The following is an 18,945-nucleotide window of genomic DNA, read 5'->3' as shown; positions in this document are numbered from 1 at the left end:
TGGTGGTGATATTAGCTTAATTAGCGAGGGAGATATCGTCACTGCTGATATCTTCTCCATCGGTGCAGTGGGGGGAAGCATTAAATTAAAAAGTCAAGGTGCGATCGCGTGGGATAATAATCTCATTGGTAGTGCCAGTTTAAGTCCAATTCCCCCTGCGCCAAATCTCCGAGGCGGCGATATCCAAATTGATGCCAATTCAGTCTCCTTAACCAATGGCGCACGAGTGATTGCCGGAACGTTAGGGGCAATCCCTGGCGGAAATGTCACCGTACAAGCCACAGAATCTGTAGATGCAAGTGGGATTAATCTTGAGGGTGTTGATATTCCCCTATTAGACACCATCCCTGGGGTAACGGATTTTCTGGCAACCATTCCCAGTAGCGGCTTCTATGCCATTACAGGCGGAGATGGTGCGGCGGGAGATATCCTGATTGAAACACAGCAATTGAACTTGCGATCGGCAGCCAAGATATCAACGTCCACATTTGGTAGCGGTCAAGGGGGGGATTTAACCGTGAAAGCCTCCGATACCGTGGAACTGACAGGCACCTCATTCAATTTCTCCACCGGCTTGTTTACAGAGACAACTGGATTGGGAGATGCGGGAACGTTGCAGATTGAAACCGGGCAATTGAGGATTCAGGAAGGAGCAAATGTATCAACGACTACTTTTGCTCAAGGTCGAGGTGGCAATTTAGAGGTGAATGCCTCTGAGTCTGTCGAGGTAATTGGTGTATCAGAACAAGATGAAACTCCTGGTCTTTTAGGATCTGGGACTCTAGGTACGGGTGATGCGGGAGACTTAACGATTAACACCCGTCGATTAATTATCCGTGATGGTGGATTTGTCGAAGTTGGCACGGCAGGTTCCGGTAAAGGCGGGGATTTAACCGTGAATGCCTCGGAGTCAGTGGAAGTGATTGGGAAATCTCCGATTAATATCATTCCCAGCCTGTTAGGTACCGATACGATCAATACATTAACCAATCCGACGGGTGCAGGAAAAGCGGGAAATCTGACCATTAATACGGGGCGATTAATTATCCAAGATGGGGGATTTGTTACCGCTTCATCCTTTGGTGATGGGCAAGGGGGAAGTTTATTCGTCAATGCGGCTAAATCGGTAGAAGTAATTGGTACATCTGCTGAAGGTTTTCCCAGTGGATTATCTGCCCAGGGATTTGGTACAGGAAATGCGGGGAATTTGCAGGTGAATACCGATCAATTAATCGTCCGAGATAGGGCAAGAGTGACAGCCGCAACCGGAACAGCCGCCAGTGACTTGCGTTTGAGTGATCCTACCTTAGGATTTGGTGTGTTGCAAGGTCTTATTCTGCCTCCTCAAGCCACAGGAAATGCCGGGGAAATGCAGATTACAGCCAACTCGATTAACCTGGATAACCAAGGGTCTTTGATTGCCAGTACCGTATCCGGTGAGGGCGGTAATATGACTCTAAAAGCAGAGAATTTAATCGAAATGCGCCGCAATAGCTTGATTTCAGCAGAAGCCTTGGGCGGTGATGGTGATGGGGGAAATATTACTATAGATACCGACTTCATTGTGGCAGTTGAAGACGAAAACAGTGACATTGTGGCTGATGCCGTTGAGGGTGATGGCGGTGACATTAATATCACCGCGCAAAGTATTTTTGGGTTAGAATTCCGTCCCCAGCGCACGCCAAAAAGTGATATTACTGCCAGTTCCGAATTTGGGTTAGATGGTACTGTGGAGATTAATACCCCTGATGTTGATCCCAGTCGAGACTTAAATCAATTACCCACCAAACCGATAGATGTGCGAGGATTAGTGGGTCAAGTTTGTCAAGCCGATGCTGGACTCAATCAAAGTAGTTTTGTGGTCACCGGACGCGGCGGTTTACCTCCTAAACCCGGTGAATTACTCCGGGGGGAAGCAGTATTTGCCGATTGGATTTCCTTAGAGTCACCCGAAAGCGATAACGAGAATACTACGGCAACTCTCCTCGATAAACCTTCTCAACCGCGCCAGATTGTAGAAGCTAAGGGATGGATTCGAGATGAGCAAGGTAATGTTATCCTTACGGCGGAAGCCACTAACATGACATCTGGGAATCCCCCAGTTAATCCTAAGTTCTGTGAGTAATTAAGAAGGCAGAAGACAGAAGGGGGTGACTTACTTAGATTTAGGATTAGCAATACCCCTCACCCCCAACCCCTCTCCCAACCCCCCTCGTTCCCCCCTACGAGGAGGGATGACAAAGGATGCTTCGCTTTTTTTGCATGGAAGAGGGGAGCAAGAATAAACAACGTCGTACCCCTATCACATAATCTTGTTGGGATAAAATAGTATGAAAAACAAATGGTATCTACCTGTTCGTAGTAAGCGCTTTAGCGCTAATCAATGGGGTATCTCATGGCTAATATTAGCCAGTATCACCGCCATTTTATGTATAGTCATTTCCCCCGTATCCGCAACCGGAATCGGACAAACCGAACCCCAACCCGCAGCAATTGAGACAACAACCGCTAACTCCTCCCCAGAAGCCTGGGTAAAACAAGGGAGAACCTTCTACGAAACAGGTCAATATGCTAACGCGGTAGAACTCCTAGAAAAAGCAGCCCAAGCTTATCAAACCCAAGGCGATACCATTAAGCAAGCCACAGTCCTCAGTAATCTCGCCTTAGCCTATCACCAACTTAGCCTATGGTCTGAGGCAAACGACGCCATTTCCCGAAGTTTAACTTTACTGCAAACTGAACCAAACCGCGACGTTTCTACCCATCACCTCAACGTCTTAGCCCAAAGCCTAACGATTCAGGGGCGTTTACAACTGAATCAGGGACAACCCGAACAAGCCTTAGCCACCTGGGAGCAAGCTACCGCCCTGTACAATCAGTTAGGGGATAAAACAGGTAAAATTAAAAGCCAAATTAACCAAGCGCAAGCCATGCAAGCCCTGGGGTTTCATCGACGGGCATTAGCCTTACTCCAGCAAGTCAGACAAACCCTCGACAATCAACCCGATTCCCTCACCAAAGCCATCGGTCTGCGATCGCTCGGAGAAGTGTTACAATTCGTAAACGACTTGCCCCAAGCCCGTCAAGTCCTCGAAGAAAGTTTACAAATTGCCCGCCAGTTAGAATCCCCCCCAGATATCAGCGCCGCCCTATTCAGTCTTGCCAATACTACCCGTCAACAGCAGCAAGTTGAAGCCGCCCTGGAGTTCTATAAACAAGCAATAACCGCAGCCCCATCTCCCCTTATCCAATTACGGGCAAAACTCAATCAACTCAGCTTACTTATTGAAACTGGAAATCACCAACAAGCGCAAACCTTAGTCCCGCAAATTCACAGCCAACTTAACCGTTTACCCCTTTCAGATCAAGCAATTACATCTCGGATTAATTTTGCCGAAAGTCTGATTAAATTAGTAGAGACGCGCCATGGCGCATCTCTACACCAAGACATTGCCCAAATCCTAGCAACAGCTATCCAGCAGGCGGAAACCCTGGAAGATAAACGCCTCCACGCCTATGCATTAGGAACTCTGGGACATCTCTACGAAGAAACTAATCAACTGCAACCCGCCCAAGAATTAACCCAAAAAGCCTTAATTCAAACCCAAGCCATCGAAGCCTGGGATAGTCTGTATCCTTGGCAATGGCAATTAGGGCGCTTACTCAAACAGCAGGGCGATATTGAAGGGGCAATTGCGGCGTACCAAGGGGCGGTAGATACGCTGCAATCCCTGCGTAGCGATTTAGTCGCGGTTAATTCTAATGTTCAGTATTCCTTCCGGGAACAGGTTGAACCCATCTACCGGGAGTTAGTCGAACTTCTATTACCCGAAAATGAGACCCAAACCAGTCCAGAACGACTCGAACAAGCCCGTCATGTGATTGAATTACTCCAAATCGCAGAATTGGATAACTTCTTTCAAGCGGATTGTATCACAGCTCGACCTGTAAATATTGATACGATTGACAAAGAAGCTGCCGTACTTTACCCGATTATCCTATCTGATCGCTTGGAAATCATTGTTCATTTACCCAATCACCCCTTACGCCGTTACACCACTTTCGTCTCCCAAACTGAATTAAAAACCACATTAGAGGAATTCCGTCAAGCCTTACCTCAGCGCACCAGTTTAAGATTTCTACCCCTCGCCCGAAAAGTCTATGACTGGATTATCAAACCCGTCGCCGCCGATTTAGCCCAAAGTGAGGTAAAAACCCTAGTCTTTGTATTAAATGGCACGCTGCGGAATATTCCGATGGCGGCGTTACACGACGGGGATCAATTCCTACTGCAAAACTATGCGATCGCGCTCACGCCAGGGCTAGAATTATTAGAATCCACACCCCTGACTGAGCAACCGCTAGAAGTGTTAAAGGCTGGACTTTCCGAACCTCGCCTAGACTTTTCCGCCCTCCCCAATGTAAAAATCGAACTCCAACAAATTCAATCATTTATGCCAGGGAAATTGTTACTCAATCAGGAGTTTACCAAATCCACATTAGAAAATACGATGGGTAACGTATCATTTCCCGTTGTCCACCTCGCCACCCACGGTCAGTTTAGTTCAGAAGCCGAGGGAACGTTTATTATTACGTGGGATGATAAGCTGAATGTGAATGAATTGAGTTCCTTACTCAAAACAACCGATCTGCGTCGTACCAATCCCATTGAATTACTGGTACTCAGTGCCTGTGAAACCGCCAAAGGCGATGATCAAGCTGCATTGGGATTAGCTGGTGTCGCCGTGAGAGCTGGGGCTAGGAGTACCATCGCCACATTATGGTTAGTGGATGATGCGACGACGGCGGATCTGATGGTGAAATTTTATCAGGTACTTACTGAGGATAAAGTGAGTAAAGCTGAAGCCCTGCGTCGCGCTCAACTCTTGATTTTACAAGATCCAAAGTATCGGAAACATCCCTATTTTTGGACACCATTTGTATTAGTTGGCAATTGGGTTTAAAGGTTGTAGGGGCGGGTTTTATTCTGATCATTTCTGGTTTAGGCAGATGGGAAAAGCCGCTATAGATATTGTCGGGATTGTGGGGATTATCGCGGTTGTAGGGGCGAGTCGCTGCTCTGATGGTGGCGGTGGAATTTTCGTGTCTCGACTCGCCCCTGTCTAAATCTAGGCGGTGTCAGATATAGCACTACGGGTGGGTATATGTTAGGACATTCCCCTATTACCTATTACCTATTACCTATTACCTATTGCCTATTGCCTATTGCCTATTGCCTATTGCCTTTTCACCTAATTTTATTGTCCTAACCTCAATGCGTAGTGCTATAATTACCGATATTCCGACGCAGGGCGACCCGATAAAATTAATCGGTGGGTGGTGTTAATTTTGTGCGGCGGGTCGCCCCTACGATTTTGATCAAATTTGAAGGGGATTAGGGGCGCAATATCGCTATATTACCACTCAATCACAGAGAGTGCGATCGCTTTTACTAACATTAGGATTATTTTTCAAATAATCACGCACCCACTGGCAACCATACTGCACTAAATCGTCTGGCTCCAAGTCCAAATTGAATAGGATTAATTGTCCAGCGTTGTCAGATGAAGCAAGAATTTGACCATTAGGGCTGAAACTAAGACCATAGACTTGCTCGTCATGCCCTTTGTAGGTTTTCAGTTCATTACCATCACGACTCCAAAGTTTGACGCTTTTATCTAAGCTGGCAGTTGCAATTGTCTCGCTATCTGGGCTGAAACTGACTTTAGAGACTCCAGCGTCATGCCCTTTAAGGGTTGTGATAAATTGACCTTCACTCGTCCAAAGTTTAGCAGTTTTGTCTTCACTGGCAGTGGCGATCAGTTTACCGTCAGGGCTGAAAGTGACGCTGTGCACTCCATCAGTATGCCCTTCAAGAGTTGTGATCGGTTTGCCTTCATTCGTCCACAGTTTTGCAGTTGTGTCCCAACTTGCGGTAGCAATTATCTTCCCATCAGGATTAAAACTAACGCTGTTAACAATATCATCGTGTCCCTCGATGATTTGAAGCAGCTTGCTATCCAAACTCCAAAGCGCGACCGATCCATCCTCATGAGCAGTGGCAAGAGTCTTGCCATTAGGGCTCCAGACTACGCTATAAACCTTACCTTTATGTCCACTCAAGGTTTGGAGCTCTTTTCCATCCCGACTCCAAAGTTTTACAGTATGATCCCAACTAGCAGTTGCAAGAGTATTGCCGTTAGGACTAAAACTCGCGCTATAAACTGGTTCTGTATGTCCTTTGAGAGTTGCGAGTACTTGACCGTCATTTGTCCACAGTTTAGCCGTCCCATCCCAACTGACAGTTGCAAAAATCTTGCTATCAGAAAAACTAATGCTATTTATAGCACTATTATGCGCCTGTAGGATTTGAAGTTCCTTACCTTTTACCTTCCAGAGTTTGACGGTTTTGTCTTTACTAGCACTCGCAAGAGTTTTGCCATCAGGGCTCCAAGCTACGCTCCACACCCAATCCTTATGTCCACTTAGAGTTTGGAGGTTCTCACCGTCTAAGCTCCACAGGATAACAGTGTTGTCTGAACTGGCACTCGCCAGAGTTTTGCTATCGGGGCTAAAACTGACGCTAGTCACTGAACTTTTATGATCGTTAAGAGTTTTAATCTCACTATCCTTGTTCCAGAGTTTAATAGTTCCATCTCTACTAGCACTCGCAAGAGTTTTGCCATCAGGACTCCAAGCTACACTCCACACCCAATCTTTATGTCCACTTAGAGTTTGAAAATTCTCGCCGTCTACACTCCAGAGTATGACCTTTGTATCAGCACTAGCAGTTGCAATTGTCTTGCCGTCAGGACTGAAACTGACATTCAAGACTCCAGCGCTATGACTATCAAGAGTTCTGATTTGTTTACCTTCACTTGTCCAAAGTTTGACAGTTCCATCTGAACTAGCCGTAGCAAGTGTCTTACCATTGGGGCTGAAGCTTACATCATAGACTGATAATTTATGCTCATCAAGAGTTGTGATTAGATTACCTTCACTTGTCCAAAGTTTAACCGTCCCATCCCAACTAGCTGTAGCGATCGTCTTACCATCAGGGCTGAATTCTACGCTGTGAACTAAAGCTTCGTGTCCTTTGAGAGGTGAAATTAGGAGTTCTTGACCCTCCATATTCCAGAGTTTAACAGTGTGATCAGCACTAGCCGTGGCAATCGTTTGACCATCAGAGCTGAAACTAACACCTACGACTTCATCTGTATGCTTTTCTAATCGATTGCGTTCTTTGACTGTATAGACAACTTCTTGCAATAAACGATTGATGCTTTTTTGAAGATAAACCTTCTCTTCTTGTCTAAAAATAAAGGCAATATAGCCTGGTATTTGCCTTATTTTTTTTGATGCTCTCAAGGTAGATATCAGTCCGTCAAGATCCTGGTTTAAAGCCAATAGTGCTTCTGAAGATAAACGAATCGCTTGAATTTCGTTTAGTGCTGAATTACAGTACTGAATAAATGCGGTCGCTGCAAACATGCTAACGGCGACTAATGCAATACTTAATCGAGCTAGAAATAACTTTTGTAATCTGGCACTTTTTATCTGTTCTGCCAATCGTGCTTCCGCTTCCTTCATCCGCTCCTCCTGCAAACGTAGCATTGTGGCTTGTCGGCGTTTTTCTTCTTGTTCTGCTACTACGATCGCGTTTTGACTTGCCTCAATAAATGCCTTCTGCAATGAAGTCGCGGCAGGCTGTTTCTTTTGTTGCTCTGCCTCCATTAACCAATTTTCAGCAATAGCAAACTCACTCCCTCGCAACAGCAAGTCAGCACTCTTCCCCTTCTCCTCCCACTCAATTGCCCGCTGCGACCATTTCGTATGACTGCGTAAGTGTTCCCTGTCCGTATCCAGAGTTCTCACCAATTGTCGAAAATTGACATTAAAATCCCGCTGATTCTTATTAAAATCAATCCACTGAACCTTCGCTAACTCCCGATGCAGTTCATTTGAATTTACCTCTCGATGCAGCACTGTCACGAACCGCTTATTCAACGAAGCCGCATACTCCACCTCGTCTTTACAATAAGGCGAATTCACAGAACGGGGTGAGAGAATAAACAAAAAATTATCACAGGCTTTAATTCCTTGGCGTATCTCTTGGGCAAAATCCGCCCCCAATGCAATACTTTCCTGATCAAACCACGTCCGTTTTCCCTGAAGTTGCAGTTCATCATTCAGCTTGCGAGCAAAATCGGAATCCACACGCGAATAGGAAATAAATGCATCCAGCGACTCAGCCAACGGTTGGCGTAAACTTTCAGCAATAAACGTTTCAATTAACGGTGTCGGCGGATGCAGTGTTCTCTTATTTGCTACCTTCAACCAGCTTTCTCCACTCCGCAAATTATACCCCTGCAACAGGATACTTGGATTCTCGTGCTGCCGCTTCCATTTCAGCGCCTTCGTCAGTAATATTTTATGCTCGTTATAATAAGCCGCATCCTGCTGTAGAATCCTCAATAGTTGGCTTTCATCCAGATGATAATCTTCTTCCTTTACATTGTCCGTGAGGTCAATATACTGCAACTCCCGCAGCGCTGACGGTATTTGTTCCGGTGGTGTTTCTCTCACTAACACAGGAATAATCCGCTTATTCAGCGATACAGCATAGTCGAGTTCACGCTGAGCATAATCAGACTTTACCGAGTCAGGCGAGAGCAAATAAACTAAATTATCTGCCTGTTCAATTCCCCGCTTAATCGCCTCCTCAAATACTTCCCCGGTTTTAATATCTGTCGTATTCGTCCAAACCGTAATACTTTTCCGCCGCAAAATACGACGAATTTTCTCCATCTTTGCCCTATCTTCATCAGCATACGAGATAATCACCTGAGTCATCAAGTTATTGGCATTCTTGATACTTTCAGTGATGTATTCACAATGCAAATCCGTAGGCACACAAGGCGGTTGCTCGTCTTTAAACCGAATCTTTAACCAAGCTTCTGCCTGCTGTCGTTCTTCCCCAATTAACAGGTAACTATGTTGTTTTTGATGGCGCTCCCACTCCAACGCCTTGGCTAAAAATTGGGTATGCTGATCCACATAATCAGCATGAGAGTGAAGTAAATCAATTAACCCCGCAAAAGACGCCTCAAAATCATCGAGTCCCTCGCGAAAATAGACCCAGTTAATTTTGCCGATCGCGGGGTGCATATTGGGAAAGCTGGAATGTAACCCTTTCTGTTGATACACTTCCCAGTCTTGGGGCGTACCCTTCGGGTTTCTCTGCTGCCACGTTTCCTGAGTAATTTGCTCGACGTGCAATAAGGGAATAATCCGTTTGTTGAGCTTGAGTGCCAGCTCAATTTCTTTACCACAATAGGGCGAATTCACCGAATGGGGAGCAATGATAAATAGAAAGTTATGCGCCTTCTCAATCCCATCATCAATTTGGTTCTGAAAATCGACGCCAAGGGGGATATCATTCTGGTCAAACCAAACCTTTAACCCTTGTTTCAGCAAGCGTTTATGAAGTTTAGTAGCAAATGCTTTACTATCAGCTCGTCCGTAAGAGATGAAGGTATGGCAAAATTTATTCATGGTCAGGTAGCCACAAAAAAAGACACAACCAAGGTCTTAAAACTGGTTCAGAGGATAAAAAATATCATTCCTTAGATAGAGGCAATCCGGCGGATAATTCTCCTCTTCCTGAAATATAACAAATAGCATCCAGAAATGTAAACAGTTATGGTGGTTAAAACCGCAGCTACACAAACTTTCAGGATGTTGGATGTTTGTAGTGAGAACTTTAGTCCTCTTGCCAGGGGCGAATCAAGCGCCTACTTACAAACAAGATTAGCGACTCACGATAAACGCCACAATTGCCAATCCTATTAATGTCGGCGTTAACCAATTGCCCCAGCGCACGTAAAGCGTCTGGGTTTGTCGCCGATAAACTGTAGCCGCATGAATCTGGTAAGTATTAATCCCAGAAAGCCATAAGGTTCTCCCATGAGGATCGACAATGCCAGAATAGCCCGTATTCGTCGCCCGTACTGCCCAACGATCCGTTTCAATGGCACGCATCACGTCTTGGGCGTGGTGTTGGGCGGGCATGGTTTCACTATAATGAGCATTATTGGAAGCACTGAGAATAAATTCACCCCCTCTAGCGGCTTGACGGCGGAAATGGTTGGCAAAAGCAGACTCATAACAAATCCCCGCGATCGCACGACCAAAGGGTGTGTCAAACTGTTGGTTGGGTTGACCTGCGGCTAAATGGGCATCTAAGGGGGAAAGGCGATCAATTAAACTGCCTAATAGTTCCTCAAAGGGAATATATTCGCCTAAAGGGACGAGGATGACTTTGTTATAGCGGCTGATGGTTTCCCCTGTACCTGTAATCGTAAATAAACTATTCGTCAGGCTATCTCCTTTTTCCCCAAACGCCCCCAACCAAATCAGTACACCTTTATCTAAAATAGCCTCTTTAAAGCGATCGAGTTTGTATTGATAAAAGGGAACAGGTGAGCGAAATTGATTAATTTGTTCATCCCAGAGAAAGGGTAATGCTGTTTCCGGTGTCAAAACTGCCTCTACCCCTTTATCCGCTAAGGCGTTGTAACCCTTGGTATAATTTTCAATTGCCCGACTCCAACCATCTCGATAGAGTTTAATTCGGTTCGGAATATTCCCTTGAATAATACCCACCTTGAAGGCGGCTTGAGTGGGTTGAATCAGCGGGCGACTGTAGAGTCCAAATCCAATCAGATGGAAACCAACAAGGAGTCCTAATGCTAGGATAAAGTTCTGCTTGGCATTAGATCCAGTGATTCGTTGGGTTCGATTTGAAAAATAACTAATTCCAGCTTCCGCGATTAACCCATTCACCGCGACAACAGCAGCGGTGACAGTAAACGGACCCGAAATCTGACCCAGGTGTAAAATCAATAAATTATGGGGACTTTGGGTATAAGCCAGAGATGTCCAGTTAAGATCTCCTAGAGTCCAGAAGGCTTCTAAACCACACCAGAGGGCAATTCCTACTAAGACGCGAGTAACTGTCCTAAACTTTGCACCTTGACGATTTAATAATGAATTGAACGCCGTCATCCCCACCGCCCACAACACCACCAGAATCGTCCCCCAGAGGGTAATAAACACCCAGCAAAAAAGCGCGATCGCTAAACTGGCTAACCAGGGTACTCCCATCCAATCCATGGGATGAACACCTGTAATCCAAAATAGGGCTAACCCTTGATAACCAATCCCCCAGCAGAAACCATATAAAGCCGTTTGGCGCAGACTTGGCTGATTCACCACTAAGAACCATAAGGGAACCAAAGCAATCCACGCCAAAGACCAGGCTTCTACAGGGGATGGAGTTAATCCCATCAGGATACCACCCAGCAGGGATAATAAGATAGGAGACGCTCGCCAAAGTTGCTTAGGAATTTGCATAGTGACAAAGGACTTAAGGGGAATGTCGCTGACTTAAGCCCTCAACTAAAGTGGGGGCTAAAAGCTAAAACCCGTTGAAACGTGTTCAAAGAGTTAATTCATTTATTTCCAGGCTATGCGAGTCAGCGCCATTTAGCAAAAACGCCGGAAGCCCCACGCCGTCCTGAAAGGCGGCGCTGGGATGGATAGGCGGTTAAAGAAGAGGGTTCGACATCCTCTTCTTTAACATTTTGTCGCATCCTGTCTGCAAATTTGTTGCTTAAGAACTTTAATATCCTCGCGACAGTGCTATATTGAAAACGAGATCTGTCGCGTTCCTTTCTGACTATAACATGGTAGAATATAAGACATGAAAACATCCTACCAGTACCGCCTTTATCCGAGTACCAAACAAAAGCTCTCCCTCAACCAAGGATTGAGGGTTTGTCGCTATTGGTACAACAGGATGCTAGGCGAACGAATGAATTGGTGGGAATACAACAGGTCTGCGGTTAACTCTTGCCCCCTGATATGTCATCTCCCAGAACTTAAGGAACGTCCTAATTATTACAACCAGAAAAACCAACTTCCTGCTATCAAGAAAGACTTGGTGCTGGTTAAGTGGTCAGGAGAACTCCTAGACTTCAGCGATGTCTATTCGACTATCTTGCAGGATGTCTGCAAGCGAGTTGATAAGGCATTTGAGCGGTTCATCAAAGGAGACAAGAATGGGAAACGCTCTGGTAAACCTCGGTTAAAAAGCGAGTCTCGCTACCGGACAATGGTATTTGACGGGGCGAAGAACGAGTGGTTAAAGTTCTGTACGGTTAACGGTCGCTGGCTCTACCTAAGGCTTCCCAAGATTGGGCTAGTCAAGGTGAGAACTCATCGCCCGATACTAGATGGGTTTAACCTCAAGCAGGTCAGCGTTACCAAGAAGTCTGACGGCTGGTACGTTTCGTTCATCCTAGACAACCCATCTGTTCCAGACTTCACCCCAGATAAAATAGTCCCGACTTGGGACAACTCAATGGGACTCGATGCTGTTCTCCATGAGGATGTGTATCTTGCTACCTCTGAAGGTGAAAGCCTGCCCTCTCTTAAACCCCTAAGGAAGAATATAGACAGGCTGGGGAAGTTACAGACCAAGCGAAACTCCAAGAAAAAAGGGTCTCGCCGTCGCCGTAAATTAGCCAAAAGAGAAGCGAGGTTTAGAGAGCGCATTGCTAAGAGTCGTCAAGACTTCCAGTACAAGACCGCGCACAAATTGGTGCGAACCGGTAAGAAGGTGTTTTTCTGCGAGGATTTAAACCTCAAAGGTTTGACCAAGCGCAATGCGCCCAAACAGGATGGTGATGGGAAAAACCTTCCCAACGGTCAGTCGGCTAAGTCCGGACTGAATAAGTCCTGGTTGGATGCTGCATTCGGACAATTCTTTTCAACCCTGAGTTACATAGCTGCAAAAGCTGGGGCTGTGGTCGTTGAAAAGAATCCTGCCTATACTTCCCAAATTCTCTGCTATCGAGATGAGTTCATATTCACAGACTGCTCGATTCGGAAGTATTGGGATGAACTGTTGAAAATCTGGGTTGATAGAGATATTAATGCTGCTATCAACCTAAAACGTGTAGGGCTGGACGTGTTCCCTACGATAAAACGCCGTAGAGGGAATCCGGTAGTAGTTTCTTCTACTACTAATAGTACCTCAAAGGAAGTTCTGACCGCTTTATTTAAGGCATCAGAAGCCCACGCTGTCCGGGTAACGGCAGCGCTGGGTACGTCACCACGACTCCAGTAATCGGAACTCTGATTTACAAGGAATGGGAAAGTCAATTGTCAATTTATCATAGTTCTTCACACACCCGTTTTCAGTGTTGAATTAACTCAGATTTTATCGTCTCTGCCATTAGATTTGAGATTACCATGGACAGCCAGCCAAATACAGGGTGGGTGAGAGCTTGTCCATTCAACTCGGTGTTTTTGATGGGCATTAATTAAAACGTAATCCCCGGCTTTCAGTTCACTTTTAGACCCATCATCATAGATAAGAATTGCTTCCCCCTGAAGCAGGATCACCCACTCATCCTGCTGCTGATCATACCATTCTCCGGTTGGTGTTGTTTGCCCTGTGGAGATAATTCGCTCAATTAAAACGCTATCACTAGAGACTAATGCCTCAAATTGTTCTTCGTTGGGCAATTGAGAGGGAAGGTTGAAAATATTTGGCATATCTCCTAAATGATAAATAATAGAAGGATTATCCTTTAACAATCTTAAAGTTAGCGGCTGTTAACGGTGTACCCGTCATACTCTCATGCATCACTTCAATCACATTGCCTGGACTTAGAGTAAAGCGAGAAACATTATTGTAAGGTTTCGTTAACGTCGCTAAAACCTCCTCTCCTGTGGCAAATCCTAAACCAGATGCAATTTGAATCACTTCATTGTCTACGTCAAAATCATTAATTCGATCCGTGCCATTATTAGCACCAAATATAAAGGTATCTATCCCGTCTTGACCGAAGAGTTTATCGTCACCAAAGCCACCATCAAGACTATCATCACCTATTCCGCCTTGAAGGACATCATTACCTTCACCCCCAAAGAGTTGATCATTTCCATCTTGACCCCAGACAGCATCATTACCAGCATCACCGGAAAGGAAATCATCTTCTGTTCCCCCCTGTAACTCATCGTCTCCTTCATTACCAAAGAGATAGTCATTTCCCTCTTCTCCCAAAAGAATATCCTTTCCGAGACCGCCCAATACACTATCATCTCCTAAATCACCCTGAATCTTATCATCACCACCTAATCCATCAAGCAGATCATCTCCAATTGTGCCAAATATTGTGATGTCATCCTCTGGTGTCGCGATGGGATTGGTTGAACCTTGGGGAACAAAACCATCAATTTCATAGCCAATATCAGCTAACAGTGCTAAATCGACCAGTGAAGGTAATAATCTTACCCCATTCGCTGGAACTGTTTCATCAAATAACACGGCTTGATTATCCAGAGGACTAATGTAATCTTCTAATATGTGATCTAAATCATCTTCTAATGGCACCGGATTGTCATTATTAACAGCCAACGCATTGACTCCATCAAATCCATCTTGTCCAATTGTGCTGAAAATAGGGGACGTACCAATCCCTAAAACAAAACCAATTCCACGCAATGTAGCACTAAAAAAGTCTTCTTGAGTCGGATCAGTATTAGGGGTAAGGCTAAAATTCCAGTCGAAAGTTGGGTCAAAAGAGATACTACCAACCCACGGTTCAAAGTTTGTGGCTAGTCCTGTTCGTCTGGTACTATTAGCAATTCGGGAACGGTAACGATCACCTTTTATATTCTGACCAGAAAATCCGCCCCGCAGTAGCAAATTTTTATCAGGTTCTGGCTGATTAAACGGTGGAGATTGAGTTCCGACAAATATCAGTAAATCATCAATTGGTTGATCGAGTGTAATTAGCGGCGATTCGTCACCATTTTGAGGATTACGAACCGAAAATTGTATACCTGCTGGAATATCCGCAAACTCATCCTGAATAATGTTTTTCCAGTAATCCGCAGCCGCTTCTAAAACCGCTCGGCGTTCAGGTGCGTCAAAGAAGCCATTGGTATCAAAGCGATAGTCAAATTCGATGTTGAAGTCAGTAGCACTGAGAACATCGTCAGACGCGATGGCGACTGTTGCTAGGTTAGAGGTTCCTACTTCATAAGCCATTGATTCTGTCAGTATAACTGTTACCGTTTCAGCCTCTTCGACTTCGTTATCATCAATGGGAGTAAGATTAAATGTAGTACTCTGTTGTCCTGTAGGAATCGTGACACTGGAGTTCAATTCCATATAATCACTATTCGATTGAGCTGTACCAATAACCTGGACGTTAATCGTTAAAGGTTGAGTCGTATCACCATCGCGGGTAATGGTAAACGTTCCCGTATCTAAAGAATTCTCAGATGCATTCGCATCAGTTGCAGCTATTGTAACAATAGGTGGCGGTGGTACATCATCAGATACAATCGTCACGGTTGCGCTAGAATTTGCACCTAAATTGTAGTCATTCCCATCCATTAAATTTACGACTACTGTCTCATCCAATTCAACTAAATTGTCATTAATCGCAGTAATTGGAAGCGTGACAGTTGTCTGATTAGCTGGAATCACAATAGTACCATCTAGAGCGTTATAATCATCACCGTTAGTCGCTGTTCCACTGACTGCATAGCGAACTGTGAGAGAATCAGTCATCAAGCCAGTACGAGTTAGCGTCAATTGACCATCTTTCCCATTTTCTGTAGCGGTAGAATCTATAGCAGTCAGAGAAACCTTCGGGGGAACGGCTTGTTGTAAATTGAGGGTAATGTGACCCGATGCACCCTTGTAACCATCGACAGCAATTTTGTAGGTTGTCCCAGCGACAGCATCAAAGGTAACTTGACTTGTTATCCCACCATTGGGTTCATTATTATTACTCGCAATTACATTTAAATTCGTGAGAGATGTGCCTGTATAAACCCCTAAAAGGGTGTCAAAATCACTATCAGCCGTTGTTAGAGTAACTTGCCCTGACTCTTCAGCTAACCATGACCACCAAACTGATTTATCTCCTGTTTGATCAACATAATTAATTTCATCGGCTTCTTTTGTTGCGTTAATATTAAGAGCCGTGGTTTTAAGGGAAGATCCAGTAATAGATTTGGCATGGGCAAAATTATCATTAGAATGCCGCCAATTAGCTGCATAAATTGCTGTATTATTTAGGGTGAGACGGTTATCGGCTTGCCCCGCTAGTCCTAGGGGTTTCCTTTGATAGGTTAAGTCAGGATTAGACCAAAAGTTCCTGCGTGCTTCACCATTAGTTTTGTAAGCCATAATGGTGCGAAAGGCTGCATCTGGATCTGTGTATCCAAAGGAATAGGGATAGGCTTTGTTGGCTTTGTTTAGGTCTTTAAAAGCTTCTTTATTATGAGTCGCTCCTTGATTATGTCCCATTTCATGGGCAAAAGAGTATCCAAATTTAGCGTTATAAACGGTAACGACACTAAATGCTAAATCTTCAAAAGAATAACCCTGATCAGGATTAGTCAGAACATAAGCTAAACCCCCCGTTTTTCCTGATATTTCTTGTTGTTCAGAGTCGTACCCATATAAGTCTTCAGTCCATAAAGCTACCATATCAGCAGAATAATAATCCCGTAACTGATGAACTTCGTCTAAATAACCGTCTGATGGATTTTGTAAACGCTTTAACTCTGTATGAGAACCTTTTTGAGTTGCACCAACTTCTTGGTAATTACCTACCTCGGCTATATGTACCCGTAGGCGTTGATTAATTCCACTGTTTTCATAGCCTAAATTTGTTTCAGTTACAACTTGATATATTCGCTGACGGATAGCATCCGTCCCACCTTCAGCCTCACGAGCTGCCTCTGTGTATACAACTAAGACATCAATAATTGAACCATCATCAACGTCAGATTGTTTAGGGGATTCAGCAAATGCTAAAGCAGCGCCTAAGGTAATTGAATCAGTAGAATTAACGGAATGTCCATCTCCAGCAATAGCTATACCCACGTCAGGAGTTACTGGCAAATCTCCCAATTCATCTTGATGATTATGCCTTTGCTCGGAAGGTAATGTTGTTAAATCGATTTCGCTAACAGTATGAACACCATTTCCAGTAAAACTAATATCATAGAGCGTATCATCTATTCTAATCGTGCCGACTACTATGCCATTCTCTTTTCCACTAACCAAAATGACTTCACTATAGCGGGTATCCGGAACGTTCCCCGTCCAGATCCAACTTGATTCATCGGATGATAATTCGACTCGCTCAATTACAACATCAATAAATGTGTCTTCAAATAAATTAACTGTGAGCGATTGACCAATTAATTGATTCGGTTCCGCTAAACGTTCAACGTTAACCTCAACCAACCGATCGCGAATGATTTCTGGATCATCTGTAACCGATGTGTTAGCAACAGCTTGAGGACTCGCTGGAGTAAACAATAGTGAACGAATGGGTGAAAGATAATCGATTATCTCTTGGGCTAATCCTGTTTCTCGCCAGTCTTTTTTAGAATCAATTACATCTACAATAGGTAAAGCTTGCCCTGTTGCTCCGTTAACTTTAATAATCAAGTCGTTATAGTCGCTATCACTATTACCATCCGCCCGTAAATCTTCCCAACTTAAGCCATTGATCTCCCCAGCCGTATCCACAATTTGTCCAACATGAGACGCATTGTTAGGATTAGCATTGGCTAGAGAAAATAGAGGAGTCTTGTCACCCTCAATAGCGGGATTATTAAATACGTCCTGAACCGTTCCATTGGGAACTAACATAAACGCAACAGTCTCACCGGGACGCATGGCAAATGTCTTTGCCCCTAAATAATCACCTGAATTACGCTCAACTTCTCCTAGTTCTCCACTAAATCGCGCCCCTTCCGTTGAATCCGAAATCGCCACATATCCTAACTCTGAATCACTCAAGGCACGACGAGCTGCTTCTTCAATAAATGCTGTTGAACCTTGTTCTAATTCCTCCATTCCTGCCAAACTGAATATAGCAACTTCCCCGGTGTAAGCCCCTCCATCAAAGACAAAATCGATGTTTACCTTACCTGTCTCTCCTACTGTAAATAATCCAGGTTCCAGAGACGATTGTTCAACTTGAATCTCTTGATTATTTAATTGGAGCAAAGCGCTATCATTTTCAGCCTTTAAGCTTAAAAGCTCTGACTTTGTTAATGCTTTGTTTTGAACAATAGCGGCAAAAATAGCGCCTTCATCACCCAGAGAGTCAACTGAATTAAGCCGAGAATCGATGTAATGTCCTACCTCTTCTAAGAGAACGGTTGTAATCGGATCAGGATTCGTCAAGTTTTGGGTTATAAATTCCCTGGCTAGATAAATTGTATCTTCAGCAAACGCTCCTTTTGCCTTCAGTTGATCAAGGGGAATAATTTCAACGCCTAGCGATGTCTCACCGCTAACTATTTCTCGAATCAACCTTTTAGCGTTCTCTAAGCACCAAACCTCGCGAAATGCTAAATTCATCTGACTCAAAAAGTCTGGATGCTCAGTAAATTTTTCGAGTTGAGTAATAGCTGTTTGCAGTGCGGGAGATAAGATAGCATCAACTTGTTCTAAATTGAAGGGTAAACTTGCATCAGCATTGACACTATCAGAACTTCCAAGTAAAAAATCCTTGCTGCTGTCAAAGGATGAACCGTTTTCAGGTGGCAGATAGCTAAGAAAAATGTCTGGGAATGTCGTCCCCAACATGCTTGCCCACAACGTGTTATCCTCACTCCATCCTGTTACTTCAAGGGGGAACAGATCAAAGTCTGAAGTTGAAACGCTAACCCCCGCTAGCTTAGCTGTATCCAGAGTAGGCAGACATAAGGACATCATTGGAGGAGAATTGCCCAACTTGTTCTGACTTGATACGCTGGCAAAAAGGTTACCAAAATTGGGCTGAACGATTGGTAGACTCTCCATGTTCCCCTCCTAAGTCGGCAGGATTTAAG

The 18,945-nt window shown here is 44.5% G+C and carries 7 protein-coding genes; 3 read left to right on the top strand and 4 right to left on the bottom strand.

The features are described 5' to 3' along the window. Positions 1 to 2,125: hypothetical protein (locus RID53_RS35555; protein WP_446392578.1), on the top strand; the 2,125-nt coding region annotated here is incomplete at its 5' end. Positions 2,126 to 2,330: 205 nt separating this feature from the next. Beyond that, entirely contained in the window at positions 2,331 to 4,964 is a 2,634-nt protein-coding gene (locus RID53_RS35550) for a CHAT domain-containing protein (RefSeq protein WP_446392577.1), read from the top strand. Between the two features lie 460 nt (positions 4,965 to 5,424). Here RID53_RS35550 and RID53_RS35545 read toward each other — a convergent pair whose 3' ends face one another. Then, positions 5,425 to 9,555, bottom strand: coding sequence for a TIR domain-containing protein (locus RID53_RS35545; protein ID WP_446392576.1), 4,131 nt, complete (start codon positions 9,553 to 9,555; stop codon positions 5,425 to 5,427). Between the two features lie 255 nt (positions 9,556 to 9,810). After that, positions 9,811 to 11,415 (bottom strand): apolipoprotein N-acyltransferase, encoded by a 1,605-nt coding sequence (gene lnt / locus RID53_RS35540; protein WP_446392575.1) that lies wholly within the window; start codon positions 11,413 to 11,415, stop codon positions 9,811 to 9,813. A 349-nt stretch (positions 11,416 to 11,764) separates the two neighbouring features. On the opposite strand from lnt, the gene RID53_RS35535 reads away from it, so the two are divergent. Next, complete coding sequence (locus RID53_RS35535) at positions 11,765 to 13,192, top strand: RNA-guided endonuclease InsQ/TnpB family protein (RefSeq protein WP_446392574.1); 1,428 nt, start codon at positions 11,765 to 11,767, stop codon at positions 13,190 to 13,192. A gap of 86 nt (positions 13,193 to 13,278) precedes the next feature. Here the strand turns inward: RID53_RS35535 and RID53_RS35530 are convergent, their stop codons facing one another. Beyond that, complete coding sequence (locus tag RID53_RS35530; protein ID WP_446392573.1) at positions 13,279 to 13,623, bottom strand: cupin domain-containing protein; 345 nt, start codon at positions 13,621 to 13,623, stop codon at positions 13,279 to 13,281. A 28-nt stretch (positions 13,624 to 13,651) separates the two neighbouring features. Continuing rightward, on the bottom strand, positions 13,652 to 18,916 hold the full coding sequence (locus tag RID53_RS35525) for a DUF4114 domain-containing protein (RefSeq protein ID WP_446392572.1): 5,265 nt from the start codon (positions 18,914 to 18,916) through the stop codon (positions 13,652 to 13,654). Between the last annotated feature and the right edge of the window lie 29 nt (positions 18,917 to 18,945).

The organism is Coleofasciculus sp. B1-GNL1-01, from assembly GCF_040220235.1.
Classification (GTDB): Bacteria; Cyanobacteriota; Cyanobacteriia; order Cyanobacteriales; family Coleofasciculaceae; genus Coleofasciculus.
The sequence above is the reverse complement of the archived record's forward strand: the minus strand, read 5'-3'. Positions and strand labels throughout refer to the sequence as shown.

What these genes read in the sequence shown, in the direction of transcription:
- RID53_RS35530 (WP_446392573.1), bottom strand. Translation starts at nt 13,623, where the DNA reads ATGCCAAATATTTTCAACCTTCCCTCTCAATTGCCCAACGAAGAACAA.
- RID53_RS35535 (WP_446392574.1), top strand. Translation starts at nt 11,765, where the DNA reads ATGAAAACATCCTACCAGTACCGCCTTTATCCGAGTACCAAACAAAAG.
- lnt (WP_446392575.1), bottom strand. Translation starts at nt 11,415, where the DNA reads ATGCAAATTCCTAAGCAACTTTGGCGAGCGTCTCCTATCTTATTATCC.
- RID53_RS35525 (WP_446392572.1), bottom strand. Translation starts at nt 18,916, where the DNA reads ATGGAGAGTCTACCAATCGTTCAGCCCAATTTTGGTAACCTTTTTGCC.
- RID53_RS35550 (WP_446392577.1), top strand. Translation starts at nt 2,331, where the DNA reads ATGAAAAACAAATGGTATCTACCTGTTCGTAGTAAGCGCTTTAGCGCT.
- RID53_RS35545 (WP_446392576.1), bottom strand. Translation starts at nt 9,555, where the DNA reads ATGAATAAATTTTGCCATACCTTCATCTCTTACGGACGAGCTGATAGT.